This is a genomic window from Rhodococcus sp. M8 (assembly GCF_015654185.1).
In the GTDB taxonomy this organism is placed as follows: domain Bacteria; phylum Actinomycetota; class Actinomycetes; order Mycobacteriales; family Mycobacteriaceae; genus Rhodococcus; species Rhodococcus aetherivorans.
The window spans coordinates 2,715,070-2,736,743 of record NZ_CP064065.1; the positions used below are offsets into that span (position 1 = coordinate 2,715,070).

The following is a 21,674-nucleotide window of genomic DNA, read 5'->3' on the forward strand; positions in this document are numbered from 1 at the left end:
GACAGTGGGATGCGCTCCATCCCCGGTGAGCGGGCTCACCTAGCGTCGAGCACACGGTCGCAGGCGGCCACCGTCCCCCGGCCCACCCGCGCACAGCACCGGTGCCCGAGGTGCTCCATCCGATACGACATTCCATTCGAAAGGACGGACGACAGTGAGCTCCAGCAAGTCCGACGACGTCGAAGTTCGCGAGATCGAGGCCGGTTCCGCGCCCACCCGGTTCGCCCGCGGCTGGCACTGCCTCGGCCTGTCCGAGTCCTTCAAGGACGGCACGCCGCACTCGGTCCATGCCTTCGGCACCAAGCTCGTCGTGTTCGCCGACAGCAACGGCGACCTGAAGATCCTCGACGCGTACTGCCGGCACATGGGCGGCGACCTCAGCCAGGGCACGATCAAGGGCGACTCGGTGGCCTGCCCGTTCCACGACTGGCGCTGGGGCGGCAACGGACGTTGCACCGCAATCCCCTACGCCCGCCGCGTTCCGCCGATCGCGAAGACCCGCGCCTGGCACACGCTCGATCAGGACGGGATGCTGTTCGTCTGGAACGACCCCGAGGGCAACCCGCCGCCGGCCGACGTGACCATTCCCCGTATCGCCGGCGCGACGAGCGACGAGTGGACCGACTGGGTCTGGTACACCACCGAGGTCGACACCAACTGCCGCGAGATCATCGACAACATCGTCGACATGGCGCACTTCTTCTACGTGCACTACTCGTTCCCCACGTATTTCAAGAACATCTTCGAGGGGCACGTCGCGACGCAGATCATGCACGGTCAGGCGCGGGAGGACATGCGGCCGCACGCCGACGGCCAGCCGAAGCTCGTCGGCAGCCGCTCCGAGGCGGCGTACTTCGGGCCGTCGTTCATGATCGACGACCTGCAGTACAAGTACGAGGGCTACGATATCGACTCGGTGCTGCTCAACTGCCACTACCCCGTCACCGAGAACAAGTTCGTCCTGATGTACGGGATCATCGTGAAGAAGTCGGACGCCCTCGGCGACTCGGCCGACGAGACGGCCCGCAAGTTCGGTGACTTCATCGCCCGAGGCTTCGAGCAGGACGTCGAGATCTGGAAGAACAAGACGCGCATCGAGAATCCGCTGCTGTGCGACGAGGACGGCCCGGTCTACCAGCTGCGCCGCTGGTACGAGCAGTTCTACGTGGACGCGGCCGACGTCAAGCCGGAGATGACCGAGCGGTTCGAGTTCGAGATGGACACCACCCGCCCGGTGGCGGCGTGGATGAAGGAGGTCGAGGAGAACCTCGCCCGCAGGACGGCAGCCGAGGAGGCGGCGACCACCGATGCAACCCCTGCAGTGCACTGAGTGCGGCGCCCGGGTTCTCGTCGCCAAGAACAGCTGGGAGCACACCTCCGTCCAGTGGAACGAGCAGGCGCGGTCCCGGTGCCCCGAGATGCGTGAGCAGGGTGGGCAGGACTCCCGGCCCGGGGCTCCGCGCCGCGGTTGCGCGAAGCTCGCCGAGACGATCACGTGGGCCGCGACCGAAGGCCGCCTCACCGTCCTCGACGACACCCCGGTCCCGGGACCGATCGTCCAGTAAGTCAGCCGGAAAGGAACTTTCGTGATCGACGTCCAGCACTACGGCCCATGGGCCGTCATCGCCGGCGGCTCCGAGGGCGTCGGCTCCGCCTTCGCCGACGAGCTGAGCAAGGCGGGGCTGAATCTGGTGCTCATCGCCCGCAAGCCCGGCCCGCTCGAGGAGACCGCGGAGAAGGTACGCAGCAACGGCGTCCAGGTCCGCACCCTGGCACTCGACCTGCTCTCCCCCGACGCCGTCGAGCAGATCCGGCAGGCGACCGACGACGTCGAGGTGGGCCTGCTCATCTTCAACGCCGGCGCCAACAGCTATGGCAACGAGTTCGTCACCGGCGACCTCGACGGCTTCCGTGGCGTCATCGACCTCAACATCCATCGGCAGCTCGAACTCTCGCACCTGTTCGGCGCGAAGATGAAGGAGCGCGGCCGGGGCGGCATCATGCTGCTCGGTTCGCTCGCCGGCTACATGGGGGCGGAACACCAGAGCATCTACGCGGCGTCCAAGGCGTTCAGTCGCGTGTTCGCCGAAAGCCTGTGGCTCGAGCTCGCCCCGCACGGGGTACACGTCGTCGAACTCGTTCTCGGCGTGACCCGCACCCCGGCGATGATCCGCGCCGGGCTGAACTTCGACATCCCCGGCATGCTCGTCGCCGAGCCGGAGGATGTGGCCCGCGAGGGGCTCGAACACCTCACCGACGGGCCGGTGTGGGTGGCCGGCGGCAACTACGACGCGGCGGTCAAGCGCAGCGGCTTCCCGCGCGACACGCTCGTCAAGGGCGCGGCCGACGCCATGCGCAAGCTGCTCAACCGCGGCTGACTCGCTCGCATCGCAGGGCCGGCATCCGGAATCGGATGCCGGCCCTGCGACGTCCGTTCCGGGCGCGAGAAACCTCACACCGGTTCCCCGGGCTCCGTTGGTGTGAAAGTGTCGACGGGCGGGTACCTTACCCGGGATCGGGTCGGCCGGGCGGCGCACATTCCATGACAGTCGGTCCACCGTCGACTTGCTGCGCCGGCAGGCCGGCCCGATCCACCGGAGCCGACGGCCGATGCCGTTCGGACACGGCTCAACCGCGGCGGATCAGGCCGTCGGAGGGGGGGACGGACGCACCGGCGGGGTGGGCGGGATCTGGGAGCTCGGCGCCTCGTCGGTGGGCGCGGAACGCCACTGCGCACCGAGCAGGGCCCCGATGATCTTGTCCTGCACGAGGACGAGGATCAGGGTCATGACGCAGCCGTAACCGAAGATCACGACGAGCCACCGCAGGTTCGGCACGGGCGCACCGTCGGGCAGCAGAACCGACAGGTTCGTCACGAGCAGCGTCTCCACGACGCCGAGCAGCACGGCGGGGACCATGCCGAGCGGGGTGCGGCCGAATACGAGCGGGTGCACCGCGAGGACGAGGAAGATCACGCACGCCACTCCGATGCCCATCACGAGCTCGAGCGGTACGCCGGGCAGGGCGCTCTGGACGGCGAGAAACACTGCGCCCCAGGCAACGCCGAACACGAAGCTGAGGAACATGCCGAGCAGGGCCCGCGGTGGTGCCTGCAGCGTGAAGAACAGCATGACGGGCAGGATGAGCATCGGGCTGTAGAGCGCGAGCGGGGTCAGGGACTGGAACGGAATCATCACGACGGTGACGAGCACCGCGCCGAGCCCGGCCTGGATCAGAATCCCCTTGTTTTGCAGAGACATTCGATCATTCCCTCGTGAGTGATGGTCAGGGCTGTGACGCGTTCGGCACGACCACGTCGAAGACGCCCCACCGGACGCGTCCTCGGACAGGACGTCGGCGGACATGCGCCCGGGTGTGAGCCGCAACACGTGAGTCACGCAACACCGTATGCGCTTCACTGACAGAGTGTCAAGAATACTTTCTTGGTGACAATTTTCCTGCCTGCATGTCCGGACACGGGTGACCCCACGCCCCCACTGCACCCGACAAGGCGATTGATGTCACATCATGACACTTCGTCACTCTGTGACATCATTGACCGGTCCACGACCGAAGAAGCGAAGGTGTCGATGACGAACCTCGAACTGAAAGACACGCGCCCGGCCGGCGCGGCCCCCGGCGCGTCGGAGGGGCTCACCTCCACGCGGCACATCGCTCAGGTGATCGGCGTGCTGGTGGTCTCCGCCCTGATCATGATCCTCAACGAGACGGTGCTCAGTGTTGCGCTCCCGCAACTCATGGGGGACTTCTCGGTCTCCGCCGCCACCGTCCAGTGGCTCACCACCGGCTTCATGTTGACGATGGCCGTGGTCATCCCCACCACGGGCTTCCTGCTGCAGAGGTTCTCGACCCGAACCCTGTTCACCGCCGCCATGATCCTCTTCATCGCCGGCACCGCGCTCGCCGCCGCCGCCCCCGGCTTCGAGGTCATGCTGCTCGCCCGCGTCGTCCAGGCCGGTGGCACGGCGGTCATCCTGCCGCTGCTGACGACCACGACCATCACCACGGTTACCGTCGCCCACCGCGGCACCGTCATGGGCCTGAACTCCGTCGTCATCTCGGTCGCGCCCGCGATCGGCCCCACCGTCTCCGGCATCATCGTCGACTCCATGAGCTGGCGCTGGCTGTTCGGTCTCATGCTTCCGATCACGATCGTCGCCTTCGCGGCGGGCCTGCTCCTCCTCCGCAACACCGGCAGGACCCGCACGGCGCCGTTGGACGTGGTGTCGGTCGTCCTCTCGGTCTTCGCCTTCGGCGGCCTGGTCTACGGCCTCGCGAACGTCGCGTCCCTCCTCGACGGCACCATCGTCGGCCCCGCGGCCGCGCTGATCGTCGGCGTCGTTGCCCTCGGCCTCTTCGTCGCGCGCCAGAAGCGCCTCGAGCGCACCGGCACCGCACTGCTGGACCTGAATCCGTTCGAGGTGCCCCACTTCCGCATCTCGATCGTCATCGTCGTCATCGCCATGGCGACCATGCTCGGCACCGTCGTCGTCCTGCCGATCTACCTGCAGGCCGGGCTCGGGGTGAGCATCCTGACGACCGGCCTGATCCTGCTGCCCGGCGGTCTCGTCCAGGGCGTGATCTCGCCGATCGTCGGCCGCATCTACGACGCCGTGGGGCCGCGCCCGATCGTGACCCCGGGCGCGCTCCTGCTGGCAGCCGGCCAGTGGTGGCTGAGCACCGTCGGCACCGACACGTCGATCGGGCTCGTGATCGCGATGCACGTGGTGTTCTGCATCGGCATGGCCATGCTCATGACCCCGCTGATGACCGTCTCGCTAGGCGCCCTGCCGCCGCGGCTCTACGGCCACGGCAGCGCGATCATGAACACGCTGCAGCAGCTCGCCGGTGCCGCCGGTACCGCGCTGCTCGTCGCCGCGCTCACGATCGGCGCCGACGCCGCCGCCGGCTCCGGCACGGCCGAGGCCCAGGCCTCGGGTGCGCAGACCGCATTCGTGCTGGGCGGTGTGCTCGCCCTCATCGCCGTGGTCGCCGCGCCCTTCGTCCGACGCCTCCCGCCGCCACAGCTCGAACAGGTCACCCACGCCTGATCCACGCGGTTCCGACCCACGGAGCACGACTCCGGAGAGCCACGGAGTACGACTCCCGAGAGCCACGGAGTACGACTCCCGAGAGCCACGGAGTACGACTCCCGAGAGCCACGGAGTACGACTCCGGGAACGAGAGACGAAGACCCGGCCGGGGAGATCCCCCGGCCGGGTCTTCGTCGTGTTCCACTGCGAGAGTCAGGCCTTCGGCGTGAAGGCCGCCAACGGCTCGGACTCGGACCAGTCGTGGCCCCAGTAGCTGTCGGCGGTGATCTCCTCGGCCGTGTAATAGGTTTCGTCGACGAGCATCCCCTCGGTGCCGAACTCGAGGTCCCACCCGCCCGGCGCGCGAACGTAGAACGACACCATCTTGTCGTTCGTGTGCCGGCCCAGCGTCGAGGAGATGGAGAAGCCGAGCTTGCGCACACGGTCGAGCGCCTGCCCGACGGCGTCGAGGGTGTCGACCTCCGTCATCAGGTGCACGAGGCCGGGCTCCTCGGTCGGCGGCGCCGGGCACAGGGCCAGGCTGTGGTGGCGCTGGTTCACTCCGAGGAAGCGCACGCGCCGCGCCGGTCCGGGTGCCTGAAGGCGGATCGCGCCACGCGGCAGGAAACCGAGCACCTCGGTGTAGAACGCGTACGCCGCATCGAAATCGGTGGCGGGCAACACGACATGGCCGAGCCCCTGTTCGCCGGTGACCCACCGGCCACCGTGCAGAGTCACCACCGGGCTGTGATCGAGCACCGGACCGAAGAACACCTCGACGCGGGTGCCGATCGGGTCGTCGAACGCGATGACCTGCTCGGCATCGCGGTAGTCGCACTCCTCCTGCGAGAGGACGTCGACGGTGATACCCGCCTTCTCCACGGTCTCCCGGACACGCTGGAGTGCGAACTGATCCCGCACCTCCCAGCCGACCGCGAGCGCCCTGTCCGATTCGCCGGGCAGGACGATCAGGCGTGCGCGCCGCTCGTCCACCCGCAGGTAGAGGCCGTCCGGCTCCGGGCCGGAGCCCACGGCCATGCCGAGTCCGTCGACGACGAGTTCGCGCCAGCGCGCGACGTCGGTGGTCTGGATCCGGAGGTATCCGAGTGCTCGAATGTCCGTCATTTGTCTTCCATCCTGAAAAGGTCGGCGGGGCAGGCTAGATCATCGAGCGGTGGACGCCCTGCGGCTCGCCGCCGAGCTGGGTCAGCGAAGACGCGTGGAAGATCGAGCCGGGGACGTGGATCGCGTGCGACAGGCCGACGTGCGCGTCGCGCCAGAAGCGCTGCATCGGGAACTTCAGGTGCATCGCGCCGCCGCCGGAGCGGGCGAAGATCTCGTCGACGGCGCGCACGGCCCGCCACGCGGCGGCGGTCTGGGTGCGGCGGCCGATCGCGCGCTCCTCGAACGTGACCTCCTGGCCCTTGTCCGTCTTGTCCCAGAAGCGGTCGACGGTCTCGAGGATCGCGGCGCGCGACGCGGCGATCTCGGCGGCCGCCTCACCGAGGGCGTAGAGGACGTACGGGTCCTCCTTGATCGGGATGCCGGTGACCGCGACGCGCTCCTTCTGGGCCGCGATGTAGCACGCGAGCGCGCCCTCGGCCATGCCGATGAGCGACGAGGTGATGCCCAGCGGGAAGATGCACGAGAACGGGAACTTGTAGAGGGTTTCATCCCGGCCCGCGTGACGCCACCCGTTGCCGCCGAGGACGATGTCGGCGTCGAGGGTGCGGTAGGCGGGGATGAAGGCGTCCTCGACGATCAGGTCCTTCGAGCCGGTGCCGCGCAGGCCCACGACGTTCCAGCTGTCCTGGTCGATGTCGTAGTCCGAGCGCGGCAGCAGCACGTGCAGGACCTGCGGCGGGTTCAGCCGGTTGCCGTCCTTGTCGCCCACCGCGGCGCCGATCATGATCCAGCCGCAGTGGTCGGTGCCGGAGGAGAACGACCAGCGGCCGTTGAGGATGTACCCGCCGTCGACCGGAACCGCGACGCCCATCGGGGCGTACGGGGAGGCCATCCACATGTCGGGGTCCTCGCCCCAGATCTCGTCCTGCGCCTTGGGATCGAAGAACGTGAGCTCCCACGGATGCACGCCGACGATGCCGGCGACCCATCCGGTGGCGCCGTCCATCGCGCCGATCGCCATCGCGGTCTCGGCGAACTCGCGCGGGTGGACCTCGAGGCCGCCGTGCTCCTTCGGCTGCAGCATGCGGATGACACCGGCGTCGCGCAGCCGCTTGGCGTTGTTGTCCGTCAGGCGCATGAGCTTGTCGCCCTCGGCGCCCTCGGCGCGGATCTCGTCCGCGTACTGGATGATGTTGTCCAAAACCTGGCCCATGACTGTCAGCTCTCTCTCAAGACCCGGGGGTCTACTTCTGGGCGGCGAGACCGACGGCGATCTCGATCAGCTGGTCTTCCTGGCCGCCGACGAGGTTGCGCCGGCCGGCCTCGATGAGGATCTCCGCACCGGAGACCCCGTACCGCTCGGCGTGGGCGGCGGCATGCTTGAGGAAGCTCGAGTACACACCGGCGTAGCCCATCGTCAGCGACAGTCGGTCGAGGAGGCACTCGCCGTCCATGACCGGCCGGACGACGTCCTCGGCGGCGTCGATGATCTTCAGGGTGTCGATACCCGTTCGGATACCGAGCTTCTCGGCCACGGCGACGAACGCCTCGACCGGGGTGTTGCCCGCACCGGCGCCGAACCGGCGGGTGGACCCGTCGATCTGCAGGGCCCCGGCCCGCACGGCGAGCACCGAATTGGCCACGCCGAGGCCCATGTTCTCGTGGCCGTGGAATCCGACCTGGGCGTCGTCGCCCAGCTCGGCGACCAGAGCCGCGACCCGGTCCGAGACCCCCTCGAGGACGAGGGCGCCGGCCGAGTCGACGACGTACACGCACTGGCAGCCGGCGTCGGCCATGATGCGGGCCTGCTTCGCGAGCACCTCGGGCGGCTGACTGTGCGACATCATCAGGAATCCGACGGTCTCGAGGCCGAGTTCCCGGGCGAGACCGAAGTGCTGGGCGGAGATGTCGGCCTCGGTGCAGTGCGTGGCGATCCGACAGATCGCGGCACCGTTGTCGGCGGCCTCCCGGATGTCCGAGCGCACCCCGAGCCCCGGGAGCATCAGGAACGCGATCTTCGCCTGCCTCGCCGTCTCGACGGCGGCCTTGATGAGCTCCTGCTCCGGGGTGCGGCTGAAGCCGTAGTTGAACGACGAGCCGCCGAGGCCGTCGCCGTGGGTGACCTCGATGACGGGCACGCCGGCGTCGTCGAGCGCACCGACGATGGAGCGCACGTCCTCGACGGTGAACTGGTGACGCTTGGCGTGGGAGCCGTCACGCAACGACGAGTCCGTGATCCGGATGTCGAGATCTGCGCTGTAGGGCATCGACTGTGTTCCTTCGAAAGTACGGTCTGCGGTGGGGGTCTACACGCGGGCGGCGAGCAGCTTGGCCGCGAAGCTCTCGCCCACCTTGGTGGCGGCCGCGGTCATGATGTCGAGATTGCCCGAGTACGGCGGCAGGAAGTCGCCGGCGCCCTCGACCTCGAGGAAGATCGCGACCCGGGCGCGCCCGCCGCTCATCGGGGTGGGATCGTCGAACTGCGGCTCGGCACGCAGCCGGTAACCGGGAACGTAGCCCTGCACGGTCGCGGCCACGTCGTGGATCGACGCGGCGATCGCGTCCCGGTCGGCATCCTCGGGGATCGAGCAGAACACGGTGTCGCGCATGAGCATCGGCGGTTCGGCGGGGTTGAGAACGATGATGGCCTTGCCCGTTCGGGCACCGCCGATCGTCTCGATGCCGCGGCTGGTGGTGATGGTGAACTCGTCGATGTTGGCGCGGGTTCCGGGACCGGCCGACGGCGAGGCGACGCTCGCGACGATCTCGGCGTACTCCACCTCGGTGACGCGGGAGACGGCGTGCACCATCGGGATCGTGGCCTGGCCGCCGCAGGTGATGAGGTTGACGTTCGGTGCGTCCTCGTGCTCCCCCATGTTCACGGCGGGCACGACGGCGGGTCCGAGGGCGGCCGGGGTGAGGTCGACGACCTGGATGCCGAGCTCGGCGTAGCGGGGCGCATTCACCCGGTGCACGTAGGCCGAGGTGGCCTCGAAGATCACGTCGGGGCGCTCGTCCTGGGCGAGCAGCCAGTCCACGCCCTCGTGGCTCGCGACCAGACCCTCGGCGGCCGCCCGGGTGAGCCCCTCGCTGGCGGGGTCGACGCCGATCATCCAGCGCGGCTCGATGACGTCCGAGCGCAGCAGTTTGTACATCAGGTCGGTGCCGATGTTGCCGGGCCCGACGATCGCGGCGGTAGCCTTGGTCACTGGTCTGTTCCTCACTTGAATTCGACTGAGACAGAGCCGATATCACTGAACTCGGCCCGGAAGGTGTCACCCGGCCGGGCGTCGATCGCGCGGGTGCACGAGCCGGGCAGGATCACGTGCCCGGCCTCGAGCCGCACCCCGAAGCCGGCGACCTTGCGGGCCAGCCACGCCACGGCACGGGTCGGGTCGCCGAGCACGGCGGCCGCCGCACCGCGCGCGATCTCCTCGTCGCCCTGGTACAGCACCGCGGCGATACCGCCGATGTCGACCCGGTCCGGCGCGATGCGGCCGGCACCGAGGATCACGCCCGCCGAGGAGGCGTTGTCGGCGATCGTGTCGGCGAGGCCGATGCGCCAGTCCTCGATCCGCGAGTCGATGAGTTCGATGCTGGGAACGATGTATTCGGTCGCCCGGAGCACGTCCTCCTCGGTGCAGTCCGCGCCGGGCAGGGTCTCGCCGAGGACGTAGCCGATCTCGACCTCGATGCGCGGGTAGCAGAACTGCGCGGTGTCGATCGGCTCGTCCTCGGAGTACACCATCGTCGAGAGCAGATGCCCGTAGTCGGGTTCGTCGACGCCCATCATCTTCTGCATGACCTCGGACGAGAGCCCGACCTTGTGGCCGTACACCGTGGCGCCGGCCTCGAGCCGCCGGCGGATGTTGATCAGCTGGATCTCGTACGAGTCCACCACGTCGATCTCGGGGAACGTCTCCGTCAGCGGACCGATCGGGGCGCGGTCACGCTCGGCGGCCCACAAGAGATCGGCGGCGGCGATTCGCTGCGAACCGTCGAGCATCGTGCACTCCTGGAACTGGTGAAGGATCCGCGCTTCTTCTCCGCGCCGATCGACTGACTCGAAAGGTGACATATGCGCAGGTGGGAGGGCAAAGCTCTCCCGCTCAGCGGGACCGTGGGCTAGGTCCGCCGCTCGTCGCGCAGCAGGAAGGCGAGGACGGCCGAGAGCCACGCGTCGCGGGCCTCGATCATCGTCCAGTGCCCGCACTTCGGGAAGGTGTGCAGCTCGCTGTTCGGAATGTCGCGCATGGGCAGCATCGCCATGTCGACGGGGCTGACCCGGTCGTCGCGACCCCACGTCAGCAGGGTGGGGGCCTTGATCTTGTGCAGCTGCGCCCAGTACGGGGTCGCGTTCGACGCCGCGGCGGCCGCGGCGCCGGCCGCGAACGCCTGGGAGCTGTACATCCGGCGGGCGATCTCGAGCGTCTTCGGCTCGGTCGCCAGCGCCCAGCGCTCCTCGATCAGCTGTTCGGTGACGACGGCCGGGTCGTAGACCATGGAGTGGAGCCAGCGGACGAGCCCCTCGCGCGTGGGATTGTCGGTGAATTCCATCAGCAGCTTGATGCCCTCGCCCGGCCCCGGCGCGAAGACGTTCTTGCCCATGCCGCCGATGGTGACGAGTCTGCGCACCCGGTGCGGCTCGTCGATGGCGACCTTGGTGGCAACGATCCCGCCCATGGAGTTGCCGATCATGTCCACGGCCCCGAGGCCGAGGCCGTCGAGGAAGGTGCCGACGGCGCCCTGGGCCATCACCATGGGGTGGCCGTCGCCGGGATCGCTCACGCCGAAGCCGGGGAACTCGAGCACCAGGCAGCGGAAGTGCCGCGCGAAGTCGGCGAGGACGCCGCGGTAGTTGCGCCAACCGGTCACCCCCGGGCCGGAGCCGTGCAGCAGGAGCAGCGGCGGGCCGTCGCCGGCCTCGTGGTAGCGCAGCACACCCTGGTCGGTGGAGAGTTCCTTCAAGGTCCCCTCGTAGCTCACATCCGTCATCGTCGTCCCTGTTCGTCGCCGTGGTGCCGGGCGCACCGCCCATACGAACCGCAGGCTGCCAGCCGTGGCCCGCAGCGGCCATACACCATCCCGTTCAGCGAGATCGCCCGGCCCGCCGAGGCGGCGCGCGCGGCCGCTTCCGCTCAGCGGGACCCCGATGGGGGGCACGCCGGGCCTGCCCTAGCGTCGGTCGCATCGACCACGGCGTAGTCGCGCCGACCCGTCCCCACAACCGGAGGTGGACTCATGCCCCTCGAGACGACGACACTCGCACGATCGACCGTCACTGCGCCCGATCCGGAGGAGATGCGCCGGGTGATGGGACAGTTCGCCACCGGGGTCACCGTGGTGACGGGACTGGACGACGCGGGCCCGGTCGGGTTCGCGTGCCAGTCGTTCGCCTCGGTGTCCCTGGAGCCGCCGCTGATCCTCATCTGCGCCGACCACCGGGGCCGCGCGTGGCCGCGCATCCGGGCCGCGGGACGCTTCTGCGTCAACGTGCTCCGCGAGGACCAGTCCGACCTGTGCGCGCGGTTCGGCTCGAGCCGGGGCCGCAGGTACGAGGAACTCGACTGGGAGGTCTCCCGGTGGGGGACGCCGACACTGCCGGACGTGCTGATGCGCGTGCACGCCGAGGTGCACGAGGTGCACGTCGCCGGCGATCACGACGTGATCATCGGCCGGGTGCTCGAGCTGGACACCGTCTGCGAGGAGCGGCCGATGGTGTTCTTCCGGGGCCGGTTCGGGATCGACCACCCGGCGCCGGTGGTCTGACCGGGCCCGTCGCCAGGCGCAGGAACCACCGTCGCCGATACCGTGCATCCCGACACCACCGCCCGCCCGACGGAGACACGCATGCCGGTACCGCACACCGAGGACGAGTTGCTGCGCGCCCTCACCGAGACGTACGGCGCGCTCACGCGCGCGCTGCAACGTGTGCCAGTCGAACGGGCCCGGGCGGCGTCGCTGCCCGGGCACCGCACCGGAACCCGGATGAGCCCGGCCGATCTGGTGGCGTACCTGATCGGATGGAACGAACTGGTCGTTTCGTGGCACGACGACCGCGCTCGCGGCATCGAACCGCAGCTCCCGGCACCGGGATTCACCTGGAACCAACTCGGCTCGCCGGCGCAGAAGTTCTACCGCGATCTTGCCGACGTACCGTGGCCGCAGCTGCTGCAGCGGCTCGATGCCGACCACGGCCGCATCGTTGCCCTGGTGCGCGGGCTCGACAACGGCGAACTCTACGGCGCGCCCTGGTTTCGCACGCACACCGCGGGACGGATGATCCAGCTCAACACCTCCTCTCCGTACACCAACGCCCGACGCCGCCTCCGCACCTGGCTACGCGCCGACGGCCTGTGAGCCGCCCGCCGTCGGCAGCCGGGTGGTCCACTCCTCGCCGATCTCCTCGGTGACGTCGCGGACGGCCCGGTCGCTCGCGTGTCACTTCTCAGGTTTCGTAGCACCCGGGACAACACTGGATGCGTGCCCATGACCAGCGAGGTCCGGTACGTGCAGGACGGCAGCGACCTTCGACACCACGGGTCGACCGCAGCTCTGCGGCAAGTACATGTCGAGATCCCAGACCCGCCTCCGTCCCAGCATCGGCACAACGACAATCGGAGGATGGATCCCATGGCGCACGTGAAACGTTTCGACCACATCGGCATCACCGTCGCGGACCTCGACTCGGTGACAGCGTTCTTCGTCGGACTGGGTCTCGAAGTGGAGGGCACCGGATCCGTGGAGGGCGAGTTTGTGGAGACCGTCTGCGGCATCCCCGGCGCGCACTGTGAGATCGCCATGCTGCGGCCGCCCGACGGAGGGACCCGACTCGAGCTCGCAACCTTCGTCACGCCCGACCACGTGCCCGGATCACCCTTGGCGATGGCCAACGAGCTCGGGCTGCGCAACGTGTCCTTCGAGGTCGGCGACCTCCAAGCGGCCGTCGATGCGGTGGCTGCGGACGGATACGGGCTCATCGGCGGCATCGGCGAGTACGAGAACAGCGTGCGGATGGCCTACGTGCGTGGACCCGAAGGGATCATCGTGTCCCTCTTCGAGCAGATCGGCTGACGCGCGCGCCGTTGCCCATGTGTCGATCCGTTGCCCTGGACGCGGCGGTAGCTCCGAGAATGCCCTTCTGCAGCAGTCCCGTACGACGATCGATGACGGTCACGATCGGCCGATGAAGTAGGCGCCGGTCTTCGTCCACGTCCGAATGCCTGGGCGGGGACAATTGCTTGCGCCCAGAGCCTTCCCGTGCCATCCTCGATAACCATGACTACAGGAAAGGCGGCCACCGCCACCATCCGGTGAGCGCCGTGCCGATCTCATCAGCGGTTCCACACCGCACCCTGTCCACCAGAATCACCGATCCTCACGCGATTGCCGCCGCGGTGTCCGTCCGGCGCGACCATTGGCTTGCGCAAGGACTGTGTACGGGACCTTCCGACCGGCCCTCCGCGGAATCCGCCGTCGCAGGGCTCTACCGACGAGCGGGGTTCGAGGAACCGGAGTTCGTCTGGGTACCCTCTCCCCCAGCGGCACTGCAGTTGATTGCCGACGAAGGCTTATCGGTCCCCCCGCTGCGCTTCGGAAAGCCTGCACACCCTTCGGCAGGGATCGCCGCACTCTGGTCCGCGTCCCGTGACCGGATGGACGCGCGCATACTTCGGCGGCACCGGCCGGACCCGCTCCTTCGTGCGGCCGTGTGGGATTCGTTGCGGACCTCTCTGTACGTCGGTGTCGCGACGGCGATACGCACACTGTGGCCGCGCCCGACTCCCGGCGTCACCTGGTACGGGCAACAGGAGGCACATCGGGTCGCGTACTACGACACTGTCCGACGCTTCGGCCTCGCGAGCTTCGAGTCGCGCGACGGCGACCTTCTCGATCTTCAGGCCGCACTGGTCCGCGCCACCGGGTGGTGGTGGGCGTTCGACGGAGTCTGCGTCATGGCCGAACGGCCCACCGCCGTGCACACCGAACCCACACCCGAGGGCGTCCACAACGAACGCCGCTTACACCACCCCGATCGTCCGGCGCTCGAATTCTCGGACGGCAGCCATGTTTTCGTGCAACATGGCACCGTCGTTCCCGATTGGGTCGTCCTCGATCCCACCGTCGAGCGGATCAACGACGAGCGCAATGTCGAGGTCCGCCGATGCGCTGTCGAGCGAATCGGCTGGGACAGGTACATCGACATGGCCGCGCTCGCACTCGTGGACCATGCAGACGATCCGGGAAACCCGGGATGCACGCTCGGACTCTATGCATCACCGACCGGTTGGGGTCGCCCCGGCCGGATCCTGCTCGTCGTCAACGGTTCCGTCGAACGCGACGGGCAACGGCGCCGGTACGGCCTTCACGTCCCCGAATGGGTTCCCTCCGCTCTGGACGCCGCGGGCTGGACCTATGGCATCAGCGGTACCGACTATGCACAACTCGTTCGCCGAACCTGAACCCCACCAAGGTGATCCCATGCATTCCGAACTCACACTGTCCGACCTCACGGCCCTCAGCGGGCTGGACGTCCTCGACCACCTGGACCGGGAGGTCACCGTCCCGGTGACCGGTGGTCTCCAGGCTCAAGGTGATCTGATCGTCATCCCCCACCCGGTGGTCGGTGCCGCCGTCGAACGCACATCGTGGGCGCGCTCCATCCGGGTGCCACGATCGGGAGTGGAATTGCTGCGGAGCGCCGCCGGCGGCAACCCGCATTCCCTCGTCGCCGACGAGGGCACCTGCACGTGGACGACGCCCGTCCGGGACACCATGGGTCTCGCTCTGGGCATCGTCGAGACCACCGGGACGGCGTATCTTCTTCACCCCGAGCACGGGGCGACGGGTATCGCTCCGGGCTGCTACGTGATCCGTCGACAACGAGAGCACGGCGCAGGACGCTACGGGTCGGCGCGACTGGTCGCCGATTGACCTGAACACGTCGTCGAATCGACGTCGCCGAGCTGACGCGTCGCCGGTCCGCGCAGTCCGGAGGTGTGGCGGGCTCGCGGCGGTAACCTCGGTGATCGTGCTGGTGTGGCTGACCGTGGCATCGACAGCCACCGTCGACGTCGTCGGCTCCAGGCTCGGCACGCCCCGGGCGGCACTGTGGGTGCTGGTGGTGTGGACGGTGCGCTGCCGCCTGCACCGACCGGCGGCGGGATCGAGCTGCAGGCACGCCTACACCCGGGTCAGCAGGTCGTGCCCCCGGCCGAGCCCTGACCCCTCACTCGGGTGTCTGAGCGGCGCCCTCCCGGCCCGCCGACTGCTGAAGGTCACAACTCGAGAAATCCGACCAGATCATGAGAGCCCCGCACTGTGCCGATAAGACACAGGTCAGCGCTCGATTCAGAAGTGCCAGCCCAACATTGCGGGGCGGGCGACGTCGAATGCGCGGTCCAGGTCGTCGATGTCACCGGCGCTGCGCGCCTCCACCCGGCCGGCGGCAGCAAATGTGCGGGCCTTGTGCGCGCCGAGATACAACGCGGCCAGCGCGTCCAGGTCCAGCGTGATCGCCGGCGCCGCGTCGGTGCGGCCACACCGGGCCCGGCCGTTGCGGACCGTCAGTGCGAAGGTGCCCCCGGCGCTGCGGAACGGGTCACGGACCGCCAGCACCGTGTCCAGATCGGCGGCATAGTCGCGGGCGGTCAACGCGGCCGGCACGTCCATGATCCGCAGCCACAACTCGTCGAACCGGGCGGTGGTGCGTGGCAGGCGGTAGTCGGTCAGCAGCAGGCGCAGCGGGTCGTCGGGATGCTGGACGGCTTCGATGCGGTGGGTCAGGTCCAGTCCGCACAGGGTGCGCCACAGCGCGGCGTGGGCGTCGTGGGTGACCGCGATCAACTCCTCGACCACCGCGACCGGCTCGGCGTCGGGTCCCTTGCGACGGAAGGTGGCGTACCCGTCGGGATGAACCAGGAAGAACAGCGCCGAGGCGCCCTCGCGGCGCTCCTCGGGATCGGCAAAGGTGTAATCCCACTCGGCCTGCGGACGGGCCTGCGCTCCCGGCGTGCGCAGCCGCCACCGGTCGTAGAGTTCCGGCAACCGGCCGGCCGCCGTCGCAGCGTCGGCGAGGGCCACCCCGCCGGGATCGGGGACGTCGTCGCGGAAGCGGGCGAAGCGCCGGTCGACGGTGACCTCGGTGGCGACGGTGGCCGGCCCGTACCCGAAGCGCCCGTAGATGCCGGCGTCACTGGCGGTCAGGGCGGCCAGCGGCGCCCCGGTCGCCTCCATCCGGCGGTGCAGTTCGGTGAACATCGCCCGCAGCACGCCGCGGCGGCGGTGCGTCGGCGCGACCGAAACCCAGCTGACACCACAGGCCGGGACCTGGTACCCGCCGGGCACGGTGATCTCCAGGTCCAGATACAGCGCCAGACCGATCGGTACCTCCCGCTCGGTCGCCACCACGATGTTCTCCGTGCGGAACATCGGACGAAGCAACGTCCGATCGGCATCGATGGGGTGATACCCGAAGCCCACCGAGTCGAGCAACTCCAGGGCCGGCCAGTCGTCGTCGGTCGCGGTACGGACGGCGATCGTGTCTTCGACAGTCATGTCCGAGAGACTGGCACAACGAATCCCCCGAACGCGAGCGATTTGTCCGGTTCCGGCTCGGTGCGGATACAGTCGGGCTCTTCGGTGACGGACGCGGCGAGGCGCGCTCACAGCGGTTCCCGGTTCGTGGCCGGGAGCGTCATGTCGACGACCCGGTCGGCGATCGCGTCCACCACGGCGCCGTCGTGGCTGATCACCAGCAGGGATATCCGTTGTGTTCGTATCAGATCGGACAAGATGTCGAGCACCCGCTGCCGGGATCCGGGGTCGAGTCCCGTGGTGACTTCGTCGCAGATGAGCAGCGACGGCTCGACCGCCAGGGCACGGGCGAGGGCGGCGCGCTGGGCCTCGCCGCCGGAAAGGGCGGACGGATGCTGCCGGGTGATCCGTTCGGCCAGACCCACTCGGTCGAGAGCGCGGCGGGCCGCCGCGGCCGCTTCCGGGCCGGTGGCACCGCGCAGGCGCGTCGGACCGCGCAGGATCTGATCCCACACGGTGCGATACGGGTCGAAGGCCGCCTTGGCGTCCTGGAAGACGTACCCGATCGCCGCCGCTTGGTGCCGGGTCCGTCGCCGTACCGATGCGGCCAACGGATGGCCGTCGAGAAGTACGCGCCCGGCCGTGGATGGGTGCAAGCCGGCGACGACCCGGGCCGCGGTGGTCTTGCCGCAGCCCGAGGGGCCGTGAAGTGCCAGGCATTCACCGGGCTGCAGCGAGAGTGAAAACCGATGCAGGACCGGATTGTTGCGGTAGCCGGCCGAGACGGCGTCCAGGGACAACCGGGCATCGCCCCGGGTCGAGCGGCGCTCACCACTGTCGGCGCGTGTCTGCGGGATCCGCGGGGCGGCGGCGGGCAGGATCTCGGCGTCACCGGTCTCGAGCACCCGGCCGCCGCCCATGACGATCACACGCTGGGCGACCGCTCGGACCGCGTCCAGGTCGTGAGTGACGAGCACGATCGTCAGGCCCTGCCGGGCAAGTCGGGTGATCTCGTCGAGGACCGCCGTCCGACGAGCCGGGTCCTGCCCGGTAGTGGGTTCGTCGAGGATCAGGCATGTCGGGTCGGTCAGCAGAGCCTGGGCGATGACCAGTCGTTGTTGCTGTCCGCCCGACAACTGATGCGGGTAACGGCGCAGCATGCCCGCACCATCGGCGAATCCGGCACGTTCGAGTGCGTCGGCCACGGTCACCGGATGCCCGTGCCGTCGGCCGGCACGAGCGATGTCGTCGAGCACAGTACCGATCCGCAGAGCCGGGTTCAGCACCGAGGAAGGATGCTGGGGCACATACCCGAACCGTGCCCCGCCCGTGTCCAGGACGGTCGTGTTCACGTCGACCGCCGGGCGGTGCTCGCCCATCAATGCCAGCGCGGTGGTGGTCTTGCCGCTTCCGGAAGCCCCGACGAGCGCGGTGACCACCCCGGCGGGAATGTCCAGGTCGACGCCTTCGACCAGGAGCCGATCCCGTGTCCGTGCGGTCAGTCCGCGCACTCGGATGGTGCCGCTGGGCACAGCGGCGGCCGGGGCCGCCGGGACTACCTCGGTCATCGCCACTTCCTCGTCGACACCTCGCGTGTTGCCGCGCGAGCACCGGAGTCGAACAGCAGATTCACACCCATCGCCAAGGCGATGATCAGGGCCGCGGGCAGGACGACACCCCACGGGACCAGGGCGAGGCCCGCGCGGTTGCGGTCGATCATCACGGCCCAGTCGGTGCCGGCGGAGTCCGCGCTCACCCCCAGGAAGCTGGCCGAGGCGACCAGGTAGATCGCCCCGACGAATCGCAGCCCTGCGTCCGCCGCGAGGACCGGGAGCAGCGATCGTCCCAGGTAGCCGAGATGCCGGCGCCACCAGGTTTCGTGTTGCAGGAGCAGCGCCTCCATGGCCGGGGTGTGCGCGGCGTGCAGCGCCGACGCTCGCACCAGACGCGCCGCATCCGGGAACAGCAGCACCGCCACGGTGACTGTGAGAACGACCAGGTCGGCGGCGGTGAGCGCCACGGCCAGCAGCAGCACCATGATCGACGGCAGCGACAGCAGCAGATCCAGGGGGCGCATCAGCATCTCGTCGACGATCCGTATCCGAGCGGTCGCGGCAGCTGCCCCCCACGGCACGGCGAGCAGGTAGGTCAGGGTTACGGCCGCCGCGGCCACCAGCACCAGCGAACGTCCCCCGAGCAGGACCTGCGTGAGCAGGTCGCGCCCCTCGGAATCGGTTCCCAGGAGCCACTGGTCCCCGTAGGTGAACGCCGGGCCACGGGCACCGGGTTCGGTGAACAGGGGCCCCAGCAGCGCGACCGCGAGCGGGACCGCCGTCAGGGCGGCCCCGATGCGCATTCGGGACCGCCCGCACGCACGCTCGAGAAGCGTGGAGCCGGTCATGATGCCAGTCCGGCCGTGGGGTTGAGCTGGAACGCCGCGATGTCCGCGACCGTGTTCACCGTCACCGTGATCACCGCGAACACCGTCACCAATCCCATCAACAGCGGAATGTCGCGGCTGCTGACTGCGCTGACCAGCAACTGCCCGAGACCGCCGAGCGCGAACACCGCCTCGACGACCACGACCCCGCCGAGCAGCCAATCGGCGACCCGCGCGAGATGCTGTGCCGCCGGGGTGAGCGAGCCCGGCAGGGCATGCCGCCAGATCACCCGGCGCACGGGCACACCGAGGCGACGGGTGTGCCGGATGTATTCGGTGTCGAGGGTGGTGATCAGCGACGAGCGCACCAACCGCGACAGCGAGCACACCGGGCGGATCACCAGCACCAGTACGGGCAGCACCCACAGCTCCGGTTGCATCAGCAACGGACCGCCGGCGCCGACCGCGGTGGGCGCGAACCATCCCAGCCCGACCGCGAACACTGCCACCAGCACGATCGCCAACGCGAATTCCGGTGCCGCGTAGAACGCTACGGTCAGGGCGGTGACGGCCCGGTCGATCCGGTGGCCGCGGCGCACCGCGGCGACCACTCCGAGGAGCAGTGCCAGCGGGACGAGCACCACGAACGCCAGGGCGGCGAGGGTCAGCGTCGGCGCCAGCGCCGAGCCCAGCATCGCGGTGACGGGGCGACCGGATACCACGGAGGTGCCCAGGTCGCCGCCGAGGAGACCGGTCAGCCAGTCCCCGAACTGCACGGACAGCGGCCGGTCCAGCCCGAGGAGCTCGCGTAGCTGCGCAATCCGCCTCGGATCTGCGTCATCGCCCGCGATCACCACCGCAGCGTCCCCCGGCAGCGCGGAGGCGATCGAGAAGACGACGACGAGTACGCCCAGCACCTGGGCCAGTCCCACCGTGAGGCGGGTACCGGCGTAGCGGGCGAGCATCACGAAAGCCAGGCCCTGTCGAAGCGGGCGTACCCGAGGGTGTTGCTGGGCGCGTTCTCGGCCATCCCCGCCAGGTGCGGCGCCATCCCGTGCAGGCCGTCGGAGAAGCCCCACACCAGCAGACCGCCCTCGCTGTGGAGCTGCGACTGCATCTGCTGGTATGCGCGGGCCCGGATGTTCTCGTCGGTGGTTTCGCTGGCGGTGGCGAACAATGCGTCGAACTCGGGGCGGCGCCACTGGGTGTAGTTCTTCGCCGAGGTCGACAGCATCCGCTGCGCGATGTGGGTTTCGATGGGCATGGCCCCGGAGCGGAAACTCGACAACACACCCTCGTCGAGGGTTCGCGTCCAATAGGTCGACCCCTCGGTGACTTTCACATCGATCTTCAGTCCGGCGCGACCGGCCTGTTCGGCGAGGATGTTCGCCGCTTCGACGAATCCGTTGGTGGCACCGGTGGTCTGCAGTTCGACGGTGGTGTTCCGGGCGCCGGCCTTGCGGATCAGGGCCTCGGCCTCGTCCAGATCCAGGGTGCGCTGCGGCAGGTCCGCGGCATAGTACTTGGCGTCCTTGCCGAACAGATCGTTGCCGACCACACCGGTGCTGCCCAGCACGGTGGCGACCAGCTCGTCGCGATCGACGAGGGCGAACATCGCCCGCCGCAGATCCACGTTGTCGAAGGGGGGCCGGTCCACCTTCATCGCGAACGCCGACATCGCGCTGCGCGGCGACCGCAGAATCTGCATCCGGGCATCGGTTTCGTAGGTGCGCGCCGAGGTGACACCGAGGTCGTCGGCGTAGTCGACCTGCCCACCGAGCAGGGCGTTGATTCGTGCGGTCTCGTCCGGAGCGGTGAGGATCTCGAGTTCGTCCACATGGGGGGCGCCGTCCCAGTAGTCCGGGAATCGCGCGGCGACGAGTGAGCGACCCGGTTCGAACGAGACGAACGTGAACGGCCCGGAGCCGATCGGACGGCTGAAGTCGGTGGTGCCCTCCGGGATGATGTAGGCGCCGAACGCGGCCAGCACGTTCGCCAGTTCCCCGCACGGGCGGGCGCAGACGAATTCGATCATGTGGTCGTCGAGAGCTCGGGAGCGCGCGATGTCGATCACCTCGAGAGAGGCCCGCGGGCGCAGTGCGTTCGTCGGGTCCAGGATCCGCTGGTAGGAGTACAGCACGTCGGCGGCGCGCACCGGCCGGCCGTCGTGGAAGACCGCCGGGCGCAGCTCCACCGTCCAGGTGGTCGCGTCGGCGTTCGGATGCCAGGCGGTGGCGAGCCGCGGTACCGGGCCGAGGTCGTCGCCGTACTCGACGAGCTTGTCGTAGAGCGCGTTCGCGCGGGCGACGTCGGCGTACAGGTTGGTCTTGTGCGGGTCCAACACCTCCTGTGCGCCACCGCCCGCGAACACCGCTCGTAGTCGGCCGCCGTTCCGGGGCGCGATGGTGGCCGCGGGGGCGGTCTCGCCGCTAGTGCTGCATGCGCCGAGCAGTACAGCGCCGGCGGCGGCGCCGAGACCGAGGAACGAGCGCCGGCTCAGGTGCGGAATCGTAGGCAGGGGAATCGGATTCATCGGGAAGTCTCCTCGGGCAGTGGATCGGACGGGTCGGCATGGAGCG

The 21,674-nt window shown here is 69.2% G+C and carries 21 protein-coding genes; 9 read left to right on the forward strand and 12 right to left on the reverse strand.

Annotation, left to right across the window (positions count from 1 at the left end):
• Positions 1–154: 154 nt before the first annotated feature.
• Genes ISO16_RS12075 through ISO16_RS12085 form a run of 3 tightly spaced genes read left to right on the forward strand, consistent with a single transcriptional unit; the run spans position 155 to position 2,378 of the window.
• Positions 155–1,330 carry a Rieske 2Fe-2S domain-containing protein gene (locus tag ISO16_RS12075; RefSeq protein ID WP_072636135.1) on the forward strand — a complete coding sequence of 392 codons (1,176 nt, stop codon included), beginning with the start codon at positions 155–157 and terminating at the stop codon, positions 1,328–1,330.
• Positions 1,308–1,565 carry a hypothetical protein gene (locus tag ISO16_RS12080; RefSeq protein WP_006935124.1) on the forward strand — a complete coding sequence of 86 codons (258 nt, stop codon included), beginning with the start codon at positions 1,308–1,310 and terminating at the stop codon, positions 1,563–1,565. Before ISO16_RS12075 ends, ISO16_RS12080 begins: the two co-directional genes overlap by 23 nt.
• A gap of 21 nt (positions 1,566–1,586) precedes the next feature.
• Positions 1,587–2,378, forward strand: a complete 792-nt coding sequence (locus ISO16_RS12085) for an SDR family NAD(P)-dependent oxidoreductase (RefSeq protein WP_050035872.1) — start codon at positions 1,587–1,589, stop codon at positions 2,376–2,378.
• A 264-nt stretch (positions 2,379–2,642) separates the two neighbouring features.
• Here ISO16_RS12085 and ISO16_RS12090 read toward each other — a convergent pair whose 3' ends face one another.
• On the reverse strand, positions 2,643–3,260 hold the full coding sequence (locus ISO16_RS12090; RefSeq protein ID WP_072636136.1) for a hypothetical protein: 618 nt from the start codon (positions 3,258–3,260) through the stop codon (positions 2,643–2,645).
• A gap of 330 nt (positions 3,261–3,590) precedes the next feature.
• On the opposite strand from ISO16_RS12090, the gene ISO16_RS12095 reads away from it, so the two are divergent.
• Positions 3,591–5,072 (forward strand): MDR family MFS transporter, encoded by a 1,482-nt coding sequence (locus tag ISO16_RS12095; RefSeq protein WP_072636203.1) that lies wholly within the window; start codon positions 3,591–3,593, stop codon positions 5,070–5,072.
• Between the two features lie 195 nt (positions 5,073–5,267).
• Here ISO16_RS12095 and bphC read toward each other — a convergent pair whose 3' ends face one another.
• The 6 genes from bphC to ISO16_RS12125 form a co-directional block, all read right to left on the reverse strand.
• Positions 5,268–6,179: a biphenyl-2,3-diol 1,2-dioxygenase gene (bphC, locus tag ISO16_RS12100; RefSeq protein WP_072636137.1), complete on the reverse strand. Its 912-nt coding sequence runs from the start codon at positions 6,177–6,179 to the stop codon at positions 5,268–5,270.
• Between the two features lie 34 nt (positions 6,180–6,213).
• Positions 6,214–7,392 (reverse strand): acyl-CoA dehydrogenase family protein, encoded by a 1,179-nt coding sequence (locus ISO16_RS12105; RefSeq protein ID WP_072636138.1) that lies wholly within the window; start codon positions 7,390–7,392, stop codon positions 6,214–6,216.
• 31 nt (positions 7,393–7,423) lie between these two features.
• Positions 7,424–8,446: a 4-hydroxy-2-oxovalerate aldolase gene (gene dmpG, locus ISO16_RS12110; protein WP_006935112.1), complete on the reverse strand. Its 1,023-nt coding sequence runs from the start codon at positions 8,444–8,446 to the stop codon at positions 7,424–7,426.
• A gap of 39 nt (positions 8,447–8,485) precedes the next feature.
• A complete protein-coding gene (locus ISO16_RS12115; RefSeq protein WP_006935110.1) occupies positions 8,486–9,388 on the reverse strand; it encodes an acetaldehyde dehydrogenase (acetylating) in 903 nt (300 codons plus the stop codon).
• 11 nt (positions 9,389–9,399) lie between these two features.
• Positions 9,400–10,185, reverse strand: a complete 786-nt coding sequence (locus tag ISO16_RS12120) for a 2-keto-4-pentenoate hydratase (protein ID WP_006935104.1) — start codon at positions 10,183–10,185, stop codon at positions 9,400–9,402.
• Between the two features lie 119 nt (positions 10,186–10,304).
• Positions 10,305–11,174, reverse strand: coding sequence for an alpha/beta fold hydrolase (locus ISO16_RS12125; RefSeq protein WP_029545938.1), 870 nt, complete (start codon positions 11,172–11,174; stop codon positions 10,305–10,307).
• A 246-nt stretch (positions 11,175–11,420) separates the two neighbouring features.
• On the opposite strand from ISO16_RS12125, the gene ISO16_RS12130 reads away from it, so the two are divergent.
• From ISO16_RS12130 to ISO16_RS12150, 5 genes are all read left to right on the forward strand, one after another.
• The gene (locus tag ISO16_RS12130; protein ID WP_072636139.1) at positions 11,421–11,948 is read left to right on the forward strand and encodes a flavin reductase family protein; all 528 of its coding nucleotides are present in this window, start codon (positions 11,421–11,423) and stop codon (positions 11,946–11,948) included.
• Between the two features lie 81 nt (positions 11,949–12,029).
• A complete protein-coding gene (locus ISO16_RS12135) occupies positions 12,030–12,539 on the forward strand; it encodes a ClbS/DfsB family four-helix bundle protein (RefSeq protein WP_072636204.1) in 510 nt (169 codons plus the stop codon).
• A 273-nt stretch (positions 12,540–12,812) separates the two neighbouring features.
• Positions 12,813–13,253, forward strand: coding sequence for a VOC family protein (locus tag ISO16_RS12140; protein ID WP_029545944.1), 441 nt, complete (start codon positions 12,813–12,815; stop codon positions 13,251–13,253).
• 239 nt (positions 13,254–13,492) lie between these two features.
• On the forward strand, positions 13,493–14,641 hold the full coding sequence (locus ISO16_RS12145) for a DUF6745 domain-containing protein (protein WP_072636140.1): 1,149 nt from the start codon (positions 13,493–13,495) through the stop codon (positions 14,639–14,641).
• A 19-nt stretch (positions 14,642–14,660) separates the two neighbouring features.
• Positions 14,661–15,113: a hypothetical protein gene (locus tag ISO16_RS12150; RefSeq protein WP_072636141.1), complete on the forward strand. Its 453-nt coding sequence runs from the start codon at positions 14,661–14,663 to the stop codon at positions 15,111–15,113.
• Between the two features lie 417 nt (positions 15,114–15,530).
• On the opposite strand, the gene ISO16_RS12155 is transcribed toward ISO16_RS12150, so the two are convergent.
• From ISO16_RS12155 to ISO16_RS12175, 5 genes are all read right to left on the reverse strand, one after another.
• Positions 15,531–16,736: an enhanced intracellular survival protein Eis gene (locus ISO16_RS12155; protein WP_072636142.1), complete on the reverse strand. Its 1,206-nt coding sequence runs from the start codon at positions 16,734–16,736 to the stop codon at positions 15,531–15,533.
• A 107-nt stretch (positions 16,737–16,843) separates the two neighbouring features.
• Complete coding sequence (locus tag ISO16_RS12160) at positions 16,844–18,283, reverse strand: ABC transporter ATP-binding protein (protein WP_072636143.1); 1,440 nt, start codon at positions 18,281–18,283, stop codon at positions 16,844–16,846.
• The gene (locus tag ISO16_RS12165) at positions 18,280–19,116 is read right to left on the reverse strand and encodes an ABC transporter permease subunit (RefSeq protein ID WP_072636144.1); all 837 of its coding nucleotides are present in this window, start codon (positions 19,114–19,116) and stop codon (positions 18,280–18,282) included. Before ISO16_RS12165 ends, ISO16_RS12160 begins: the two co-directional genes overlap by 4 nt.
• Positions 19,113–20,060 carry an ABC transporter permease gene (locus ISO16_RS12170; protein WP_072636205.1) on the reverse strand — a complete coding sequence of 316 codons (948 nt, stop codon included), beginning with the start codon at positions 20,058–20,060 and terminating at the stop codon, positions 19,113–19,115. The genes ISO16_RS12165 and ISO16_RS12170 overlap by 4 nt, the downstream gene beginning before the upstream one ends.
• On the reverse strand, positions 20,060–21,628 hold the full coding sequence (locus ISO16_RS12175) for an ABC transporter substrate-binding protein (RefSeq protein WP_072636145.1): 1,569 nt from the start codon (positions 21,626–21,628) through the stop codon (positions 20,060–20,062). The genes ISO16_RS12170 and ISO16_RS12175 overlap by 1 nt, the downstream gene beginning before the upstream one ends.
• Positions 21,629–21,674 lie beyond the last annotated feature (46 nt).